The organism is Pantoea pleuroti (assembly GCF_014156615.1).
Taxonomy (GTDB): Bacteria; Pseudomonadota; Gammaproteobacteria; order Enterobacterales; family Enterobacteriaceae; genus Pantoea; species Pantoea agglomerans.
In genome coordinates, this window is record NZ_SBFD01000017.1 from 17,717 (window position 1) to 35,594 (window position 17,878).

The 17,878-nt window shown below is 55.1% G+C and carries 17 protein-coding genes and 3 tRNA genes; 9 read left to right on the forward strand and 11 right to left on the reverse strand.

Annotated features, from left to right (window positions below; translation table 11 throughout):
- Positions 1-152: 152 nt before the first annotated feature.
- Positions 153-2,444: a phosphatidylglycerol--membrane-oligosaccharide glycerophosphotransferase gene (opgB, locus tag EPG66_RS22285; protein WP_182688151.1), complete on the reverse strand. Its 2,292-nt coding sequence runs from the start codon at positions 2,442-2,444 to the stop codon at positions 153-155.
- A 221-nt stretch (positions 2,445-2,665) separates the two neighbouring features.
- Positions 2,666-3,055 (reverse strand): tautomerase family protein, encoded by a 390-nt coding sequence (locus tag EPG66_RS22290; RefSeq protein ID WP_010251498.1) that lies wholly within the window; start codon positions 3,053-3,055, stop codon positions 2,666-2,668.
- 102 nt (positions 3,056-3,157) lie between these two features.
- On the opposite strand from EPG66_RS22290, the gene EPG66_RS22295 reads away from it, so the two are divergent.
- Positions 3,158-4,075 carry a LysR family transcriptional regulator gene (locus tag EPG66_RS22295; protein ID WP_064704578.1) on the forward strand — a complete coding sequence of 306 codons (918 nt, stop codon included), beginning with the start codon at positions 3,158-3,160 and terminating at the stop codon, positions 4,073-4,075.
- Here EPG66_RS22295 and EPG66_RS22300 read toward each other — a convergent pair.
- Complete coding sequence (locus tag EPG66_RS22300) at positions 4,052-5,065, reverse strand: glycosyltransferase family 32 protein (RefSeq protein WP_064704579.1); 1,014 nt, start codon at positions 5,063-5,065, stop codon at positions 4,052-4,054. The genes EPG66_RS22295 and EPG66_RS22300 overlap by 24 nt on opposite strands.
- Before the next feature lie 504 nt (positions 5,066-5,569).
- On the opposite strand from EPG66_RS22300, the gene EPG66_RS22305 reads away from it, so the two are divergent.
- Complete coding sequence (locus EPG66_RS22305; RefSeq protein WP_031593275.1) at positions 5,570-6,535, forward strand: beta-propeller fold lactonase family protein; 966 nt, start codon at positions 5,570-5,572, stop codon at positions 6,533-6,535.
- Here EPG66_RS22305 and EPG66_RS22310 read toward each other — a convergent pair.
- Positions 6,517-7,071, reverse strand: a complete 555-nt coding sequence (locus EPG66_RS22310) for a histidine phosphatase family protein (RefSeq protein ID WP_033770933.1) — start codon at positions 7,069-7,071, stop codon at positions 6,517-6,519. The genes EPG66_RS22305 and EPG66_RS22310 overlap by 19 nt on opposite strands.
- A gap of 580 nt (positions 7,072-7,651) precedes the next feature.
- Between EPG66_RS22310 and EPG66_RS22315 the strand changes: the two genes are divergently transcribed.
- The 3 genes from EPG66_RS22315 (at position 7,652) to EPG66_RS22325 (ending at position 11,148) form a co-directional block, all read left to right on the forward strand.
- Positions 7,652-9,040: an MFS transporter gene (locus EPG66_RS22315; protein ID WP_031593277.1), complete on the forward strand. Its 1,389-nt coding sequence runs from the start codon at positions 7,652-7,654 to the stop codon at positions 9,038-9,040.
- A gap of 87 nt (positions 9,041-9,127) precedes the next feature.
- On the forward strand, positions 9,128-10,150 hold the full coding sequence (locus EPG66_RS22320) for a LacI family DNA-binding transcriptional regulator (RefSeq protein WP_031593278.1): 1,023 nt from the start codon (positions 9,128-9,130) through the stop codon (positions 10,148-10,150).
- An 11-nt stretch (positions 10,151-10,161) separates the two neighbouring features.
- Entirely contained in the window at positions 10,162-11,148 is a 987-nt protein-coding gene (locus EPG66_RS22325; RefSeq protein WP_069025793.1) for a nucleoside hydrolase, read from the forward strand.
- A 155-nt stretch (positions 11,149-11,303) separates the two neighbouring features.
- Here EPG66_RS22325 and EPG66_RS22330 read toward each other — a convergent pair whose 3' ends face one another.
- The 3 genes from EPG66_RS22330 to EPG66_RS22340 all read right to left on the reverse strand — a co-directional run bounded on the left by EPG66_RS22330 (position 11,304) and on the right by EPG66_RS22340 (position 13,948).
- On the reverse strand, positions 11,304-11,768 hold the full coding sequence (locus tag EPG66_RS22330) for a YbaK/EbsC family protein (RefSeq protein WP_010251476.1): 465 nt from the start codon (positions 11,766-11,768) through the stop codon (positions 11,304-11,306).
- 94 nt (positions 11,769-11,862) lie between these two features.
- Entirely contained in the window at positions 11,863-12,657 is a 795-nt protein-coding gene (gene fhuF, locus EPG66_RS22335; RefSeq protein ID WP_031593281.1) for a siderophore-iron reductase FhuF, read from the reverse strand.
- Between the two features lie 193 nt (positions 12,658-12,850).
- A complete protein-coding gene (locus tag EPG66_RS22340) occupies positions 12,851-13,948 on the reverse strand; it encodes a GGDEF domain-containing protein (protein ID WP_031593282.1) in 1,098 nt (365 codons plus the stop codon).
- A 231-nt stretch (positions 13,949-14,179) separates the two neighbouring features.
- On the opposite strand from EPG66_RS22340, the gene EPG66_RS22345 reads away from it, so the two are divergent.
- On the forward strand, positions 14,180-14,464 hold the full coding sequence (locus EPG66_RS22345; RefSeq protein WP_010251467.1) for a DUF1435 domain-containing protein: 285 nt from the start codon (positions 14,180-14,182) through the stop codon (positions 14,462-14,464).
- Between the two features lie 161 nt (positions 14,465-14,625).
- On the opposite strand, the gene EPG66_RS22350 is transcribed toward EPG66_RS22345, so the two are convergent.
- The 4 genes from EPG66_RS22350 to rsmC all read right to left on the reverse strand — a co-directional run bounded on the left by EPG66_RS22350 (position 14,626) and on the right by rsmC (position 16,127).
- Positions 14,626-14,712, reverse strand: a tRNA-Leu gene (locus tag EPG66_RS22350).
- 28 nt (positions 14,713-14,740) lie between these two features.
- Positions 14,741-14,827: transfer RNA gene (locus EPG66_RS22355), tRNA-Leu, on the reverse strand.
- Positions 14,828-14,857: 30 nt separating this feature from the next.
- Positions 14,858-14,944, reverse strand: a tRNA-Leu gene (locus EPG66_RS22360).
- A gap of 151 nt (positions 14,945-15,095) precedes the next feature.
- On the reverse strand, positions 15,096-16,127 hold the full coding sequence (gene rsmC, locus EPG66_RS22365; protein WP_010253598.1) for a 16S rRNA (guanine(1207)-N(2))-methyltransferase RsmC: 1,032 nt from the start codon (positions 16,125-16,127) through the stop codon (positions 15,096-15,098).
- A 106-nt stretch (positions 16,128-16,233) separates the two neighbouring features.
- Between rsmC and EPG66_RS22370 the strand changes: the two genes are divergently transcribed.
- Genes EPG66_RS22370 through yjjG form a run of 3 tightly spaced genes read left to right on the forward strand, consistent with a single transcriptional unit; the run spans position 16,234 to position 17,755 of the window.
- The gene (locus EPG66_RS22370; protein ID WP_022625367.1) at positions 16,234-16,644 is read left to right on the forward strand and encodes a DNA polymerase III subunit psi; all 411 of its coding nucleotides are present in this window, start codon (positions 16,234-16,236) and stop codon (positions 16,642-16,644) included.
- On the forward strand, positions 16,616-17,056 hold the full coding sequence (gene rimI / locus EPG66_RS22375; protein ID WP_039386409.1) for a ribosomal protein S18-alanine N-acetyltransferase: 441 nt from the start codon (positions 16,616-16,618) through the stop codon (positions 17,054-17,056). Before EPG66_RS22370 ends, rimI begins: the two co-directional genes overlap by 29 nt.
- A gap of 18 nt (positions 17,057-17,074) precedes the next feature.
- Entirely contained in the window at positions 17,075-17,755 is a 681-nt protein-coding gene (gene yjjG / locus EPG66_RS22380; protein WP_010671712.1) for a pyrimidine 5'-nucleotidase, read from the forward strand.
- Positions 17,756-17,878: the final 123 nt, after the last annotated feature.

The following is a 17,878-nucleotide window of genomic DNA, read 5'->3' on the forward strand; positions in this document are numbered from 1 at the left end:
GCCGGTTACATTTTGCGCGTCTCGCCGAAAAATATCAATTAGTACAACAAGTAACGTGCAACAGAGTGCGGGCTGTCTCGCAACATTTAGCTGATGGCAGGATGAGGCGACTCTGCGGAAATCCGCAGAGTCGGAAAGAGAAAAAGCGGGCGTTAGGGCTGTGGCACGATTTTAATTTCAACCATGCCGATGCCCAGTTTGCGCGGATCCTGACCGGTGATATTGCCGGTGTTACTCAGCTGCGGTTCAGGTGGTGCAATCACCAGACGATGGCTGGCGCCTGGGTTATCAAAATGCAGGGTATGTGTCGATATCTCTTCACTCAGCGACAGCAGTTGCTGCTGATCGCCGACCCGAACCGGAATCGCCCGGTGCGCATTGGGGCCATACGCACGCGCGGTGATCACCAGATCGAACTTCGCGGGCAGCGCATCGATATAGTCGATATGAACCTCGGGCGCGAGATTAGCGTTAGACCAGCGTCCCCAGCTCTCTGGCCGTGAGATGCCGCTGAAGCTTTTAACACTCTCCGGCGCACCAGGCACATCAAGCCGGAAGCTATCGGCGCTGTAGCGAATGTTGTTATCTTCAATACGGATCTGCGCAAGGTTCTGCTGGTAACGCGCATTGCTGATAGCGCCCTCCGGGAAACGGACTTTGCCTTTCCACTGCGGTTTGTCGACATGCGTCACCGTCGGCGTGCCGCCGAGCTGTCCCATCGCCACACAGAGATCGCCGGAGAGTGCCAGCGAAGGCTGCCAGAGTCGCGCCATTTTAAAACAGCGATCCACCCAGAGGAATTTATCGGCTGAGGCGAAATCCGCCAGCTGATAGCGCAGCGGTGCCGAATATTCCCCCTCCGGCATCGGCTCGACATGCTTATCACTGATGCGGAACAGAATCGGCAATTTGAAGGTGGTCCCCGAGAAGCTGAAGATATTCTTCGCCTGATCCACCGTAAAGTTGTCTATCTTCTTCGGGAAGTTCCACAGCTGGATAATATCGGGTTTCCAGCTCGTCACCTTACTCTTCATATCGTCGAACTGGGTGGAGAGTGAAAGCGATGAGAGGCTGCTGCGGCCCAGGCCAATCGCGTTATCGCCGCCGAGAATATCGAGCAGCGTGGCGCCGTTATCCAGCGTGCTGCGCTTCGCCTCCATCAATTCCGCCTGCGGCTTGTCACCACGGATCACCATGAAAAGATTGCGACGAGGCTGTTTGACCAGCCACGGATGCGCAGTGTTGTTCATCGCCAGATGATCCGAGCTCACCACAATCACGGTGTTTTTGAACCACGGCGACGCTTTAATGCGCGCAATCAGGTGCGCCACATGCTCCTGCGAGCAGGCGACCGCACTGAATGACTGATTCGGTTTGCCCTCAATGCTGTAGCTCCTGCGATCGCAGCTGCGTGAGATAAATCCGTCAGGATGATGGGTGTCGACGGTCAGCGTAAACAACGCAAAAGGTTTACCGGCCTGAGAGAGTTCCTGATACTTCTCAAACACCTCATCCATTACCGTATCGTCGTAATAACCCCAGTTATTACGGTAGGTGGGATCGGCGACGCGACTTTTCAGCTCCTGCGAACCATAAAGGTTCGCGGGATCAAAACCGTGTGATTTCAGGAAGATATCTTTCCCGGCGAAACGCAGATCGGCACCCTGAATAAACCAGTTCTCGTAGCCGGAGTTTTTCAGGATGTCGCCCAGACAGACGTTCTGTGGATAGAAACTGGAGAGCGACGCTGACGCATTGCCATCAAATGGGGCAAACAGCGGAATGCCACACTGTGAGGCGACCATGCCCGCAATGGTGTAATCGGTACCTGGCAGCTGTTCGGTTTCGCTGAAGTCGATGCTCTGCTCTTTCTGCCGGCTCAGTTCCGGCGCTAAGCCGGGAAAGGCGATAGGGTCAAAATAGGTGCGCTCTAAGCTTTCACCATAGATGTAAACTACGTTGAGGTGCGGCTGTTCAATGCGATTACGCGGCACTTTATAGAAGTTGTCGAAGTCAGAATCTGCCAGTTGGGTATGCGACACAATCAGGGTCGCGACCTGGCGAAAGGCCGGGGTGGTCTGCACCGAGCCGAGTGCGCAGGCGGCAGCCAGCAGCGACCAGCCCATGTGATGCGGACGCTTACGCCGCCGCAGAATCCATGACAGCAGGCAGAACAGCAGAAACAGCACGATGATCAGCCCAATCGCCGGCACCACATATTTACTGACACCCGCGCCGGTCAGACTGTTGGTCAGCGTATAGAGCACCGCATCGTTGATGCCGTCACCGGTAAAATAGTTGCTGGCATAGAGGGTGGCGTTCAGCACAACGAAAAGCACCAGCAGAATAAGAACGACAATAAACCAGAATTTGTTACGCCCGGCTTTACAGGAATAGATTGCAATAGCGGCCAGAAACAACGCGACGGACACCAATTCGGACAACGGCAAATCCTCTCTTCAGGGCTACGCGAGGCTTCACGCAACCGGCCACCTTCGGGGGATGGTTTTTCGACAATCTATATTGGCTGTAATCCGGCTGCAACATATCCGGCCCGATTTGTGCGGTGAAGAGCAGATTGGTTTATTGTCATTTCAGAAGTGAGGTTATCAGGCGTGACGGTGGCTGGCGCGCACCGTCAGCAGAGCAGAAGTCAGGGCGATTTTCAGAGTTTGCCGGTGAGATATTGTGCTTCGCCGTCGGCAAAACTCCAGTCACCTTTGTCGTTGGTGATAAAGCTGATCATTAAATCGTTGCCCTGCACACCACAATGTTCACGCAGCTCACGCGCCAGCTCGGCCATGAACAGCTGTTTCTGTTCACTGCTGCGTGGGCTGGTATAGACCCGCACCATCACCAGATTATCGCTACGGCTGAATCCCAGTCCGGTATCCTGAAACACCATCTGATAGCGCTTGTTTTCCTGAACAATCTGGTAGCGATCGCGTTCCGGCACCTTAAAGGCCGTGAGCACGGCGCGGTGTGCCGCATCCAGCAGTGTACGAAGCTCTGATTCTGAACGACCCTGGATAACATCAAATTGCAGCAGTGGCATAGCGGATTCCTCCCGGTGATTAAGAACCCTATGGTGACCCCTTTATCCGGCGGGAAAAAGCGCGTAGCCTGAAATGATTATTCACTATAGTGAACAATCGTGATGAAAGAGATGAAAACGGATACGCTGTGGGATCATCTGCACTGGCTGACCGTACTGGCAGAGCAGGGCAGTTTTACCCGCGCGGCAGAGCGGCTCGACGTCAGCAAGGCGGCGATGAGTCAGAAAATCAAAGAGCTGGAGGAGATGGCCGGTGTGTTGCTTGTACAACGCACTACGCGCAGCGTGCGGCTGACCTCTGCCGGTGAGAAGCTGGTGGAGGAGCTACGCGAGCCTTTTGCCCGCATCGAACAGAGTTTTTTCAGCGTGCGGGACACCGCCGGGCCGGTGCGTGGCCTGGTGCGCATTACCGCACCGGTGGCGTTTGCCCGTCAGCAACTGGTGCCGATTATCGGTGAGTTTCTGCGTGATTATCCGCAGGTGCGTCTGCAGCTGGATGTGACTGACCGCATTGTGTCGCTGAGCAGTGAGGGATTTGATCTGGCCATTCGACACAGCGATACCCTGCCGGAAACCCACGTGGCACTGCCGCTGTGTGACACGCGGACATTACTGGTGGCATCACCCGCCTATCTCAACGAACAGGGGATACCGCATACGCCGCAGGATCTGGCGCAGCATAACTGCCTTTACTACCCACGCGGCGTCGAATCACCGCGCTGGCGGTTTTCCACCACCGCGGATAGCGAACAGGTCCAGGTACGGATTCAGGGCAGCTTTGCCACTAACAACAGCGAGTCGATACGCGATGCGGCCCTGCAGGGGTTAGGGATCGCTATGCTGCCCGATTTCAGCGCCCGGGAGGCGCTGGCTGCGGGATCATTGCAGCAGGTGCTGCCTGCGTGGCAGCCTGTTGAGGCCTTTGCCGCCCGCCTGTGGATCGTTCGACCCTGGGCGGCGCAGGTGCCACGTGCGGTCACCACGTTTACGCACTGGTTACGCGCGCGCTTTGACCGTTGATGTCAATGCCAGCGCAGGCGGCGTGGTGTGCATCATCTCGCCAATCAGGCTGCTGCGGTTATATAAACCAAGCCGCAGATTGAAGTCGAGATGTAGCCGCTCGTTACCGGTTAATTTTATAATGGGTGGCGGCGTCTGTGGCCGCTGCTGAAACATCACAGACTGCGCAAAGGCGCTGCTGCTGTCGGCATGCAGGCGCTGATAGAACCAGGCGCTGGCTTCACTTTTACGCAGATAGAGATTCGCCCGCCGGTATTCCCGCATTGCAACCTGCTGCGCCAGCGACAGGAGCTGACGAGACGGATTCTCCATATTCTGCACAATCAGCGGAAAATCATCACGCTTCTTCAGCTCATGGAAATAGTTGCGGATGCCGACGTTTTTAACCGGCGCCAGCTGTTTCAGCCATTCGCGGATAAAGGGATTTTGCGGGGCGGCAGCAAGAAACCAGCTCTCGGTGACCGGCGCAAGCAGGTTCAGCGTCGATTGCTCACCATAGTAACCAATGAGATCCATTGACCGCGCTTCGTGAACGCGATGCACCCAGGCGAGATTCTCAAACAGCAATGTGCTGCAATCGATGCCGATGCCGCCATAACGGTGAATCAGCTCAAGCCGGATGATTTCACTTTTATGTGCCAGCGTCAGATCGGAAGAGATAAAGTTGAGATCGGGCAGCCACTGCGACAGGGTGCGCTGCGTAATCAGATAAACCTGGTGGTCGGGGTTGTCCCGCCGGATTTTACTGATATTCAGCGCCATTGAGGCAGGCAGATGATCGTTATGCCAGACCATCCAGACGATTTTTGGAATCTCCGGCAGATCTTTCTGCTGCGCGATCAATACAACATTATCTTCCTGACCCGGATCATATTCCGGAGCCCGACAGAGTCGCTGCTGTTTTCTATTCCATAACATCTGGCTACTGAACGATATTCTTTTCCAGTTACGCCAGATTTTATGCGCTGGACGTTGGCGATGTGAAGTCATGGTACACCTGTTATTTTTATTTTCCCGTCATAGTGCAGGCTCTGCCCGTTCCGCCAGCGGCAGGAACGGCCGACATTGCAAACTGGCTGCAATCCCGATGAGTGCGGGAATTAATGAATAGTTTTCCCTGGTGGCGACGCAGTGCTGGAGCGCGCGATAGTTTCCTCACGGCTGTTTAATTGCACTGCACCTTTTTAATAAAACATTATTTACACATTAGCTATGTCTTTTTTTGACTTTAGGATAATACGGAAATAATCCGGTCACGTTATGAAAATAATAATGTCGTCACTGTTAATCATTTATTTAAATGCGGGAATAAACGCCGTTAAGGAATATCTGAATATTCTTCTGAGCATGCGCGTTATCCTGCGGCCCGGGCCACAGGAACAGTGGCTATTGTACTTAACTGGTGGTGTAAGCCCGGCTCATCAATCCCCGGAATCAGACAGCCTGAAGAGGATTGTCTACGCTTAAGAAGAACTTACTGAGAAAGGAGCGCGCATGCAGAGTGAATCTTACGGGTTACTGGCAGTTGATAAGCAGGGTAATCGCGTCCTGTTTCTTAATCCGGAAACCTTCGCGGTCGAGCGGGAGCTGAACGCTTTTCCACCGCGGCCGCATGAACTCCTGATGCTGGCCCCATGGGGTAAAGCCTATGTACCCATTTTTGGCGATGGCGTTCATGGTAATAACCCGCATCCGGGTCACAAAGTGGCGATTATCGATTTACAGCGTCGGGAGATCAGTGGCTTTATCGATCTGTCGCCGTTACGGGCGCCCCACAGCGGGCAGCTTGGCCGCGATGGCAAAGTCTATCTCTGCTGTGAACAGAGTGCCGCAGTGGCGGTGATCGATCCGCAGAGCGACAAAGTGGAAAAAATCATTCCAATTCCTTCTCATAACGCGCATCGCCTGACGCTGTCACCCAGCGGCCGCAAGCTGTTCACCGATAATGAAGAGGATGCGACCATCACCGTGGTGGATCTCTGTGAAGCGGAGGGGCGGGTCATCGACACCATCCTGCTGCCCGGGCCGATTGCTGGCATCGCTGCTTCTCCGAAACACCCCTATCTGGTCGCCAGCGCCGCTGATGCACCGTTGCTCTATGTGATCGATCGGCAAAGCCACCGCATTCGCCAGCGCCTGACGCTGCCGGGTCATCAGCGGCCCTGTCAGGTGGTACGCTTCAGCGCCGATGGCGAGCAGCTGGTGGCGATAGGGGATCAGGAACCGCTGGTGACGCTGTTTGACGATCTGCTGAATCCGCTGGGCGACATCCGGGTAGGTAACATGCCGATGGATGGCTGTTTTACGCCAGACAGGCAACAGCTGCTGATTGCCAATCAGGATGATGGCACGCTGAGCGTGATCGATCTGGCGCAGCGTAAAGTGATTGCCACGCCGCGTGTCGGAACGGGCTGTGAGGTGCTGGGTTATTTTCCGATCGGTCAGATAAACGGACGATGATAGATCGCGGAACTCCAGTGGCGGCTGCTGGCGTGCTTCTCCGCCTGCCAGCCGCGTTTACGTAATTCGCGCGCAATCATCTTATTCATGATGCCGTGGCCCAGCAGCAGCACCGTGCCTTGCTGTGAGTGTTCGATCAGCTTCTCTGCCGCCGCCGAGGCGCGGCTGCGCGCATGTTGCAGCGACTCCGCTTCACCCGCATACCCGCAGAACCACAATAGCCGCAACAGGGCCAGCCAGCACAGGGTAGGCAGCTGCACCGCGCCGGTTCGCAGCAGCGGTACGGCGACTTCGCTGAACACGGCATCAACCTCATGGGGCTGCAGACCGAGCTGGCTCAGAGAGGATTGCGCGCGGGGCAGGGGACTGCAGACAATAAACGTAGCCTGACGGGCAATTTCGATGCTGCGCGGCGGCGGTCCGTCACTAACCTGTGACAGATCGTAGGCTTCGCACCAGTCTGCCAGTGCCTGCACGCTCTGGCGACCCGCAGCCTGGTGGTCAGGTTTACCGTGTCGCATCAGGATAATTTTCATAGCATCTCTGTCCGCCCTTTTTGTCAGGGTAACGTATTGTCTGCGCTTACAGCGATTTTTCAGAATAAATACACGTGTCATCTCATGGTCACAGGCGTGTGCGACAACAGAGCGCGATGAAAGGATTTTAGCCTGTCTTATAACGCTTAATCATAAGAGAAAATGGTAACTTATAGTCGATGGTGATTTTTTTCAGGCGATGTGTTGCGGTTAACTGGCTGAATTTGCGCTAAAAATGCGTGATGACGGGATGTGATAGTGAAGTTTTACTAATAATTTTCATCAGGATCTATTGATTTATCTACGCGCGTAGATACACTAGGTCCCCAGTGATTGCTCACGGTGCCCGATGCACAGTAGGCCCATCGATTGTTAAGTTACATTCGCTCAGTTTAAGCGACCGGTGAAAAATACACCGGCGAAATGGGGCGAAGAACAAGATTCCAACACCAGGGAATCCTTTAACCTTTCATCATGGTTAGTCAACTGAACGTCGTCACCGGGGAATTTCCGCTTTTATCAGGGAATCGACCCATGGACGGGCGTTTATCGATCTGCATACTCATTCAGGGATAGGGTTATGACGGCACACAACTCCGTTAATCAGCAGGCATCACTGTCATCCACTTCAGCCGCCGATGAGCGGTTTAACACCCCTTCAGGCCGCAAAGATTTCTGGCGCGCCACTTTCTCATGCTGGCTCGGAACGGCAATGGAGTACGCGGATTTCGCGCTCTATGGCCTGGCGGCCGGTATTATCTTTGGCGACGTCTTCTTTCCGGAATCAACCCCTGCCATGGCACTGCTCTCCAGCTTTGCTACCTGGTCAGTCGGCTTTGTTGCCCGGCCTATCGGCGCACTCTTTTTCGGCTGGCTCGGCGACCGCAAAGGCCGAAAGGTGGTGATGATCTCCACCATCATTCTGATGGGCGCTTCCACGACGTTTATCGGCTTAATCCCGAGCTATGCCTCTATTGGCGTCTGGGCTCCTGCCTGTCTGGTTCTGCTGCGCTTTACGCAGGGTTTCGGCGCTGGCGCGGAGTTATCGGGCGGGACGGTGATGCTGGGCGAATATGCGCCGACAGAGCGTCGCGGACTGATCTCCTCCGTGATCGCACTGGGTTCTAACAGCGGCACACTGCTGGCTTCGCTGGTCTGGTTGCTGGTGGTACAAATGGATCAGCAAAGCCTGCTGGAGTGGGGCTGGCGTATTCCGTTCCTCAGCAGTGCGCTGATTGCGCTGGTTGCATTGTGGATTCGACGTCATCTGCGCGAAACGCCGGTGTTTGAGCGCAGAAAAGCGGAAATGGAAGCAGAACGCGCAGGCGTGCTGGCCGCTCCGGTGGTGGATCAGCGGCCTTTCTTCCAGCGTACCCGTGCCTTCTGGACCATGGTTGGCCTGCGTATCGGCGAAAATGGCCCCTCCTATCTGGCGCAGGGCTTCATCGTCGGTTACGTCGCGAAGGTGCTGATGGTCGACAAGTCCGTACCAACCACTGCGGTGTTCCTCGCGTCGTTGCTGGGTTTCCTGATCATTCCTTTAGCAGGCTGGCTCTCTGACCGCTTTGGTCGGCGGGTGGTTTATCGCGTGTTCTGTCTGTTACTGATGTTCTACGCCTGGCCCGCCTTTACGCTGCTCGACACGCGTGAACCGATGCTGGTGATCCCGGTTATTGTGGTTGGTATGGCGCTGGCGTCGCTGGGTATTTTTGGTGTGCAGGCGGCATGGGGCGTGGAGATGTTCGGCGTTCATCATCGCTACACCAAAATGGCAGTGGCTAAAGAACTGGGTTCCATTTTGTCCGGCGGAACCGCACCACTTATTGCCGCTGCTATGCTTTCTTATACCGGTCACTGGTGGCCGATTGCGGTTTATTTCTCGGCGATGGCCGCAATTGGGTTCTTTACCACCTTTGTCGCGCCTGAAACGCGAGGGCGGGATCTCAATCTGCCTGAAGATGCCATCTAGCTTTGCCTGAGGATGCCATCTGCCAGGATAGCGCCAAAAGCAGCAGGCCGTTTAAAGCGGCCTGTTTTTTTTATGGAGGAACGTGATGTGCCTAAGTCGTTAACGGGAAAAGTGACCCGAAGTGAAGTTGCGAAAGCGGCAGGCACCTCAGTGGCAGTTGTCAGTTATGTCATTAATAACGGGCCTCGTCCGGTCGCCGAGGCGACCCGTCAGCGGGTACTGGAGGCGATTAAAGCGACCGGTTACCGGCCAAATGCGGCAGCACGCGCACTTGCTTCCGGTAACACCAAAACCTTCGGACTGGTGGTGCCCAACATCGGCAATCCTTTTGTGGCGTCAATGGCGCACGTGTTGTTGCAGGAGTCGATGAATCACGGCCACGTCATGCTGCTGGGTGATGCAGGTGATGACCGTAAGCGCGAACTGGAATTAATTCAGGGATTGCTGAATCGGCAGGTCGATGGACTCTTTTACAACAGCGTCGATCGCCATCCTTACATTGACCTGATTAAAGCCAGCGGTACGCCACTGGTCATGCTGGAGCGGGTTGAGCCTCAGCCGGGCGTTAACATGCTGCGGGTCAATGAGCGTCAGGCCGCCTGGCAGGTGACGGCACATCTGTTGAGTCACGGTTATCAGCAGGTCGGCATAATCAGCGGCCCGGTCGATATGCTTAACGCGCAGGATCGTATTCAGGGCTGGCGTGATGCCATGCAGGATCGCGGTCTGCCGATTGATGAATCGCTGATGTTTCCCGCCAGCTACACCCCACAGGGCGGATACGCTGCGGCACAAAGCATGATCGCCCGGGGTCGTGTGCCTCGTGCGCTGTTTACCAGCAACGAAGGTCAGGCGATTGGTGCGCTTCGCGCCTTTTCCGAACATCAGATTCGTGTGCCGCAGGATGTGGCGCTGGTCTGTTTTAACGGTACCAATCACTCGTCGTTTCACGTCCCGACATTAACGACCGTGCGCCAGCCACTGCGTGAGATGGCTCGCTCTGCGATTCATATGCTGAAAGAGGGACAGAGCGAAGCGCAATTAAAGGAGTTTCCACACTACCTTGAAATCGGTGAATCCTGCGGCTGTAAGCCGCAAAGCCAGAGTTAGCCTATAAAAATATGAAAAGAATTATTATTGACTGCGATCCCGGCAACGGTATCGCGGGTGCCAACACCGATGATGGGCTGGCGATTGCGCTGGCCTTAGCTTCACCTGCACTGTCGCTGGAATTGATCACCACCGTGGCCGGTAACACGCCATGTGAAGTCGGCGCGCGCGTCGCCAAAGATCTGATCGTGCGGCTGGGATTATCTATCCCGGTAATCCAGGGTGCGACGCAGGCGCTACAGGAAGATCCTGCTCCGTGGCGCGAGACGCTGGATAACCGGGTCAATCAGCTTGCGCTGGGTGAGATGTGGCAGGGCGTGCGTCAGCCAGCGGATGTCGCGGCGGATGCGTTTGATGCTGCTGACGCTATCGGCAAACTGATTTGTGACAATCCGGGCGAGATTACCCTGGTGGCGATTGGTCCGCTGACGAATGTGGCGCTGGCAATGCAGCGCTATCCCGCTATGGCCGACGCTGTGGCGGAAATTGTCATCATGGGCGGCGTGTTTACGCTGGATGATTATATCAAAGACACCAATTTTGGCCTGGATCCGGAAGCGGCACATCAGGTGCTGCACAGTGGTGCAGCAGTAACGCTGGTTCCGATGGATGTCACCACGCAGACGCTGCTGACCCAGCAGGATTTGACCCGCCTTACCGCCGTCGATCATCCGCTGACCGAATTTGTGCGCGACACGCTGCGTCCGTGGATCGACTATTCGATGGCGACCCGGCAACTGGCGGGATGCTGGATTCACGATGCGCTGGTGGTCGCCTGGTTGCTGAATCAGCGGGTCGCGTCAGGCATCGATTACCGGGTAGATATAGAACTGCGTCCCGGTGCGACGCGCGGCAAAAGCTGGCGTTATCGTCAGCCCCTTCGGCTCACTGTCGGTGTGCCTGAGCAGTGCGGCGCATCGGTGCATGTGCTGCATCGTGTCGATAACAAGCTGCTGTTGTCGATTATTGAACAGGCATTTAAGCGCCTGAAATCCTGATGTCGTGGGCGATTAACTCGCCCGCTTGCTGGCTGCGGCGGATCGGTTTCCAGAAGGGCGCTGTGGCCATCAAACGCTGACGTTATCCGTCAGTTTATCAGCAGCATCAGGGCGCGGGCAGAAGGTGCAGGGCTTGTGTGAGCTGATACCCGGCATTACATCGCTTCGCACACGTCGATCCAGCGGGCGTTAGTCAGTTCAGCCATCAGCTGTGGGGTAATGCGGACGGCGCTGTGGATAGCGCCGGCGGCGGGCAGGACTTCCTCGAAACTGCGAAGTGAGACATCACAGTAAACGGTCAGCGGATTCTCAAGACCGAAAGGACAGACGCCGCCCACCGGGTGGCCGGTCCAGTTAATCACCTCGTCCACGCTCAGCATTCGTGCTTTCGCCCCCAGCGCCGCTTTCAGCTTGCGATTATCCAGCCGGGCATCGCCTCGTGTCACAATCAGCACCACGTCGTTTTTTACTTTCAGTGACAGGGTCTTGGCAATCTCTCCTGGCGTCACGCCATGGGCGCGGGCAGCCATCCCGACCGTCGCAGTGCTTTCGGCCAGTTCAATAATTTCAATTTCAGGGGCGTGTTCGGCGAAGAACTGGCGCACGGACTCCAGGCTCATCTTTATCTCCAGGCTGATCGAAGGCGTAAAAATTGCCACAAGCCTCAGTGCCTGTAAACGAGATAAACGGAGAATTCAGCGTAATTAAGTCTGTTTAGCTGCCGCTCAGGGTGCAGTTGCCGCATTGTTCGACATCGGGAATGCGATAACGCTGGCAGCAGCTGCGACGGACCAGTTCACCATTACGTGGGATCATGGTGCGGTAGAGCGGATTTTCGCTGCCATCCAGCAGCCGCTGGTTGAAGAACAGCGCCTGCTCCAGTTGCAGCACCAGCGACTCATCGATCTGGCTTTTCAGCTCACCCAGGAACCACTGGAATGAGTAGCCCATATTGTTCCAGATGAGTCGGGCGTTGATATCACCATGCTGCGTAATACCATTGACCACCGGAATCAGATGCTGCTGAATCAGCCGATCGATACGCTGCTGAGGGTTAAGGTAGCGCGCTTCTTCATCCTCCTGCACATCGATCCAGAAAGTGGCCGGATGACCATTCTCATGAAAACCGACGCGGATATGCTCTGGCGAGCAGTCCAGTGCACGTGACTCCTGCAATAACGCCATGGTCAGTGTTGGCAGCAGCAGGCCAAAATACCATTGCGCCCAGAGTGACAGCACCGGTTTCGCTTCACGAACTGCATCAGGATGATCGCGATAGAGATAATCGCTGTAGCGCTGGATAATTGGGGTAAAGGACTCTGATTGTGACCAGGCGGCGAGGGTCAGCGTGTCGCGCGGAGCAGGCTGGCTGAGCTTCGTCGATTCAAGCAGATAGCTGCGCTGTTGTTGCAGCCGTTCATGCAGACTTTCCGCCAGTGGACGGTCATTCTGCCGGAAGATCATCGACTGAGCGTTAAAACGCTGTTCCTGAGCTGAAACGGTTGCCATGACGACTCGCGAAAAGTGTAGATAAGAAAGCAAATGATAATCGTTATTGATTAACTCTACAAGTCGTGTAAAAAATCGTCGTTGCGGGTGGGACAACGGTGGGGTTAAGGTCAGTTATCCGATCGGGCAGAGCAGCAGAGAGCCGGGCATATTGAGTCAAAGCCTCAGTGATTACCGATAGCGTTACGTTTAATTATGCATGTTCACTGGCGGCGTGATGCTGTTTTCGGGGTAAATCTTCCCAGGCGAGAATGGTATTCCGGCCCTGATTTTTAGCCACATATAATGCGCTGTCAGCATTGGCGACCGCCAGGTCAAATTCATTATCATAAATAGGCGCGATGCCGGCACTGATGGTGACATGGGTTGAAACGGTTTCATTGAAAAGATGAGGAATTTCTAAATCCAGCACGTACTGACGGATTCGCTCTGCCAGTTTCATGGCGATGGAGCCGTTCACATTGGTCATCAATACCAGAAACTCTTCGCCGCCATAGCGGGTAACAACATCGCGTGAACGCACCGCATCACGAATCGCGACAGAGACCCGCGCCAGCGCCTGATCGCCCATCGCATGCCCGTAATTGTCGTTATAAGACTTAAAGTGATCGATATCCAGCAGCAGTACATAGTGGCTGCCAGCATGGTTTTCCAGAATATTATCCAGCCGGTTCTTAAGACCACGACGGTTATAAAGCCCGGTCAGCGGGTCGAGCATGCTGAGGTCGCTGAATGTCTCTTTCTCTTCGTAGAGCTGATGCATCAGGCGCAGAGTAAAGTTGTCGGCACGGCGGCGCATCAGATGCTGTAGTGAGAAACCAATCAGCGGCAGCGTAATGGTCAGCAGGATCAGCGGCAGGTGCTGTGCATTGTCGAGCAGCAATACGGTGAGCACCGGTGGCGTGACATGCAGACAAAAAGCCCCCAGATAATCGCTCAGGGCGATGGCACTGATAAATAACACACTGATCAAACTGATAATAAGAAAGCCACCATCAAAATAGAACACCTGATGAAAGCGATAATTAATATGCCAGGCCCAGAGCATTCCCAGCAGCAGCGCCACAGGATTTAACAGAGGAAGTTTTACTTTAGGCCATATTAAAAGGGAAATTAACATAATGCCGCTAAAGGCCGCGACACTAATTACCGGCAGGGTCGTCTCACTTTTCTCACTGCTCATTATTGGCAGCAGATGAAATAGCGAAACGGCGATATTCAGAAACAGGAAAAGCATCACTGAAAGCCGGTATTTACTCTGCTTCAGCTCTTCATAGGATTGTAATTTCATTATAAGTACTCGTGACGACCCTGAAATACCAAAGCGCACGCCGGCAAAATCAGGTTCTGCCAGACAATGAGCAAATTATTGCTGTTGCTGTTATTAAAGGTGTTATCGGCCGCAATCTAGCATTTTCCAACTGGTCTGTCATCTTCGTTGCCGGGCGTGACAAAAACAGGCTGCAGTGCAGGCAAAACTGTCATATGATAATGGGAATGCTTATCATTTGAGGTTTGTGTCATGGGGATAGCGATTATCGCGGCCTGCGGCCTGTGGGGAGTCAGTTGGGCACTGGGTAAAAAGCTGGATAGTGCGTGGGGCGTGTTGCTGCCGTGCATTGCGCTGCCGCTGTTCGCCTTATGGGAACCGAGCTTCAGCCAGTGGCGGATGGTGATGACGGTTGCGCTGCTGCTGACTGTCGTGATGCTGTTTAACCAGCGGCTGCGTCACTATCTGCTGCTGCCATCCTGTCTGGCGTTAGCGGGCGGACTGGCGGCTGTCTCTGTGAATTTTCATCTGAATTAACATAAGCGGAGTGGGTAAAACAGGCGTACAGGGTAAAGCGGCTGGAAAAGGTAAAGCGACCGGAAAACAGAACAACTGGAAAAGGTAAAACGAGCAGGGGATAAAGCGAAACCGCAGGGGAAAAGAAGAGATGAGCGGGAAAGGCCTGAAGATGACAACGTTGGTGCGAAGAGAGGGACTTGAACCCTCACGTCCGTTAAGACACTAACACCTGAAGCTAGCGCGTCTACCAATTCCGCCACCTTCGCATCGAGTTGTCTGTTCATATCACCGCAATGGTGCGAAGAGAGGGACTTGAACCCTCACGTCCGTTAAGACACTAACACCTGAAGCTAGCGCGTCTACCAATTCCGCCACCTTCGCGCAGTGCTCGCGATATGAAACTTGTGATTTTGGTGCGAAGAGAGGGACTTGAACCCTCACGTCCGTTAGGACACTAACACCTGAAGCTAGCGCGTCTACCAATTCCGCCACCTTCGCATACCCGTAACACCTTGAGAATGTTACAACCACGGAGGCGCATTCTAGAGATTTTACTCTTTGCGTCAACAACTATTTCGTCGGGCTGAAACGATCGCTGTAAAAAGCAACGTTTTCAGCCCGGCAAAGCAGTTAACGGCAGGAAAAACCCTTAGCGCGTTTTGGCACCGCGACCATAGACGGCACGGTAAACTTTGAAGCGGCCGGTTTGCGCGATGACTTCGTGACTGCCGAAGGCTTCATCCAGCGCCTGCGGGTAGGGCAGGAAGGTGTTGGCAACGATACGCAGCTCGCCGCCGGTATTCAGGTGCTTCACCGCACCACGAATGAGCGCCTGTGCGGCGTCGAGGCTGGTCTGAGTGCCTTCATGGAAGGGCGGATTAGAGATAATCATGTCGAAACGACCGGTTACGTCAGAGAAGACGTTGCTGGCGAAGACTTCGCCCTCGATGCCATTGGCGGCCAGCGTCGCTTTACTCGCTTCAATCGCCGCTGCGTGCACGTCACACAGCCACAGACGCACTTTAGGCGAACGGGCAGGCAGCGAGGCGGCAATCACGCCCGCGCCACAGCCCATATCCAGCACTTTACCTTTGGTGTGCGGGGTAAAGGTCGACAGCAGCAGTGCGCTGCCGCTATCCAGACCGTCACGGCTGAAGACGCCAGGCAGGGTATGAATCGTCAGACCATCAAGCTGATACTGGTGACCAAAGGTGCTGGCATCGAATTCAGGCTGTTTGTCGAGGCGACCGTGGTAGAGACCACAGCGACGCGCGCTGTCGATCTTCTCAAGCTTCACCCACGACTCCATCATGCCTTCGGCGCTGCGCACGCCGCTGCGGTTTTCACCGACCACGAATACGTCGCAGCCCACCGGCAGCAGCGACAGCAGGTTCTGCAGCTGGAACTGCACTTCCGGCTTATTTTTGGTCCAGAAGTAGACAAGGGTATCGCAGCCCTGCACATCTTCGGCCTGCGCAACCATTCCGTAACGCGCCTGCTCGCCCATACGGCGGCTCAGGTTTTGCCAGTGATGATATTGCTGGGTGTGAACGCGCGATGAGGCGGTTTCCAGCTGAGCGGGCAGGTCATCCTGCAGATCGCCAGCAAATAAAACATGGCGGGCGGTAAATTCATCACTGTGGCGCAGAATGACTTCGCTGGCCGGGGTAAAAGCAGACATGTAGGGCTCCTGTAAGATCTGAGCGGGGATTATAGTGGTTTGTTGGCGCATGTTCGATGGGTTTGCTAGCATAGCGTCGCATTCAGGCAGCAGAACAGGTAACACCATGACGTCCAGGCGCGACTGGCTTTTACAGCAAATGGGGATTACGCAGTACCAACTGCGCCGCCCGCGCGTGCTTCAGGGCGAAATTGCCGTCACGCTGGCACCGGACACGCAGTTAATTATTGTCGCTGACGCGCCCCCCGGTTTGCATGAACCGCTGATGCGCGATGTGCTGCATGCCCTCAATCTGCAACCCGCTCAGGTAATGACCGTGACACCGGATCAGCTGCAAATGCTGCCGGAAACGCTGAACTGCGCGGGCTGGCTGCTCGGCGTAGAGAGCGAACAGACTTTCAATGGCGTGGCATTAACCAGCGCCTCTTTCAATGAACTGATCAGCAGCGGCGTCGCCAAACGCGCGCTCTGGCAACAGATGTGTAACCATGACAGCCATCTCTTTACTCACCCCTGACGATCTGGCGCAGGCCTTCGCCATTGAGTGTCGTAGTCACGCGTTTCCCTGGAGTGAAAAGACGTTTGCCAGCAATCAGGGCGAGCGCTTTATCAATTTACGTCTCGACGTTGACGGCAAAATGGCCGCCTTTGCGATTACGCAGGTGGTACTGGACGAAGCCTCGCTGTTTAACATCGCGGTCGATCCCGCTTTTCAGCGCCGGGGATTGGGCCGCCAGCTGTTGCAGCATCTGATCGATGAATTGATCAAACGCGACGTGCTGACGCTGTGGCTGGAAGTGCGGGCTTCGAACCTGCCCGCTATCGCGCTCTATGAGCAGCTTGGATTCAATCAGGTCAGTCGTCGCCACAACTATTATCCCACCGCCAGCGGCCGTGAAGATGCCATTCTCATGGCACTGACGCCGTAGCGGTGTTAAGGAGCTTTAATGATTGATAACTGGGATTGCATCCTGTTTGATGCCGACGATACCCTTTTTCATTTCGACGCCTATGCCGGTTTGCAGCGCCTGTTCGCCGGTTATGACGTGCAGTTCACCGACCAGGATTACAGCGATTATCAGGCGATAAACAAGCCGCTGTGGGTCGATTATCAGAACGGTGCTATCTCCGCGTTACAGCTGCAGACTCAGCGTTTCAACCACTGGAGCGAAAAGCTCAGCGTTGCGCCGGAGATCCTCAACAGCGGCTTTCTCAGCGCAATGGGAGAGATCTGTACGCCGCTGCCGGGCGCGGTCAGCCTGATGAACCAGCTGCATGGCCGGGTGAAAATGGGCATCATCACCAACGGCTTTACTGCGCTGCAGCAGACGCGCCTGGAGCGCACCGGTTTTCGCGATTACTTCTCGGCGCTGGTAATCTCCGAGCAGGTCGGCCAGCCAAAACCGGCGCCAGAGATTTTTGATTACGCACTGAATCTGATGGGCAACCCGGATCGTGAGCGGGTGCTGATGGTGGGTGATACGCCAGAGTCAGACATTCTGGGCGGCATGAATGCCGGCATTAAAACCTGCTGGCTCGATCATGGCACCCGGCCGCTGCCGGAACATATTAAGCCCACCTGGCAGGTCAAATCGCTGGGTGAGCTGGAAGCGCTGCTCATCGGCTGACGGAAGACGCCTCGCAAATCAGCATCTTTCCCATAAAAAAGGCCAGCACAGCGGTAATGTCAGTCAGTTAAGCGACAGGTGATAACGCAGTCTGGTGCCGGGCAGGGGCTGGCGGTCCTCGCG

Bases quoted from the DNA above. Each gene is read 5' to 3' on its own strand.
- EPG66_RS22290 (WP_010251498.1), bottom strand. From the start codon at position 3,055: ATGCCACTGCTGCAATTTGATGTTATCCAGGGTCGTTCAGAATCAGAG.
- EPG66_RS22295 (WP_064704578.1), top strand. From the start codon at position 3,158: ATGAAAGAGATGAAAACGGATACGCTGTGGGATCATCTGCACTGGCTG.
- EPG66_RS22300 (WP_064704579.1), bottom strand. From the start codon at position 5,065: ATGACTTCACATCGCCAACGTCCAGCGCATAAAATCTGGCGTAACTGG.
- EPG66_RS22305 (WP_031593275.1), top strand. From the start codon at position 5,570: ATGCAGAGTGAATCTTACGGGTTACTGGCAGTTGATAAGCAGGGTAAT.
- EPG66_RS22310 (WP_033770933.1), bottom strand. From the start codon at position 7,071: ATGAAAATTATCCTGATGCGACACGGTAAACCTGACCACCAGGCTGCG.
- EPG66_RS22315 (WP_031593277.1), top strand. From the start codon at position 7,652: ATGACGGCACACAACTCCGTTAATCAGCAGGCATCACTGTCATCCACT.
- EPG66_RS22325 (WP_069025793.1), top strand. From the start codon at position 10,162: ATGAAAAGAATTATTATTGACTGCGATCCCGGCAACGGTATCGCGGGT.
- EPG66_RS22330 (WP_010251476.1), bottom strand. From the start codon at position 11,768: ATGAGCCTGGAGTCCGTGCGCCAGTTCTTCGCCGAACACGCCCCTGAA.
- fhuF (WP_031593281.1), bottom strand. From the start codon at position 12,657: ATGGCAACCGTTTCAGCTCAGGAACAGCGTTTTAACGCTCAGTCGATG.
- EPG66_RS22340 (WP_031593282.1), bottom strand. From the start codon at position 13,948: ATGAAATTACAATCCTATGAAGAGCTGAAGCAGAGTAAATACCGGCTT.
- EPG66_RS22345 (WP_010251467.1), top strand. From the start codon at position 14,180: ATGGGGATAGCGATTATCGCGGCCTGCGGCCTGTGGGGAGTCAGTTGG.
- rsmC (WP_010253598.1), bottom strand. From the start codon at position 16,127: ATGTCTGCTTTTACCCCGGCCAGCGAAGTCATTCTGCGCCACAGTGAT.
- EPG66_RS22370 (WP_022625367.1), top strand. From the start codon at position 16,234: ATGACGTCCAGGCGCGACTGGCTTTTACAGCAAATGGGGATTACGCAG.
- rimI (WP_039386409.1), top strand. From the start codon at position 16,616: ATGACAGCCATCTCTTTACTCACCCCTGACGATCTGGCGCAGGCCTTC.
- yjjG (WP_010671712.1), top strand. From the start codon at position 17,075: ATGATTGATAACTGGGATTGCATCCTGTTTGATGCCGACGATACCCTT.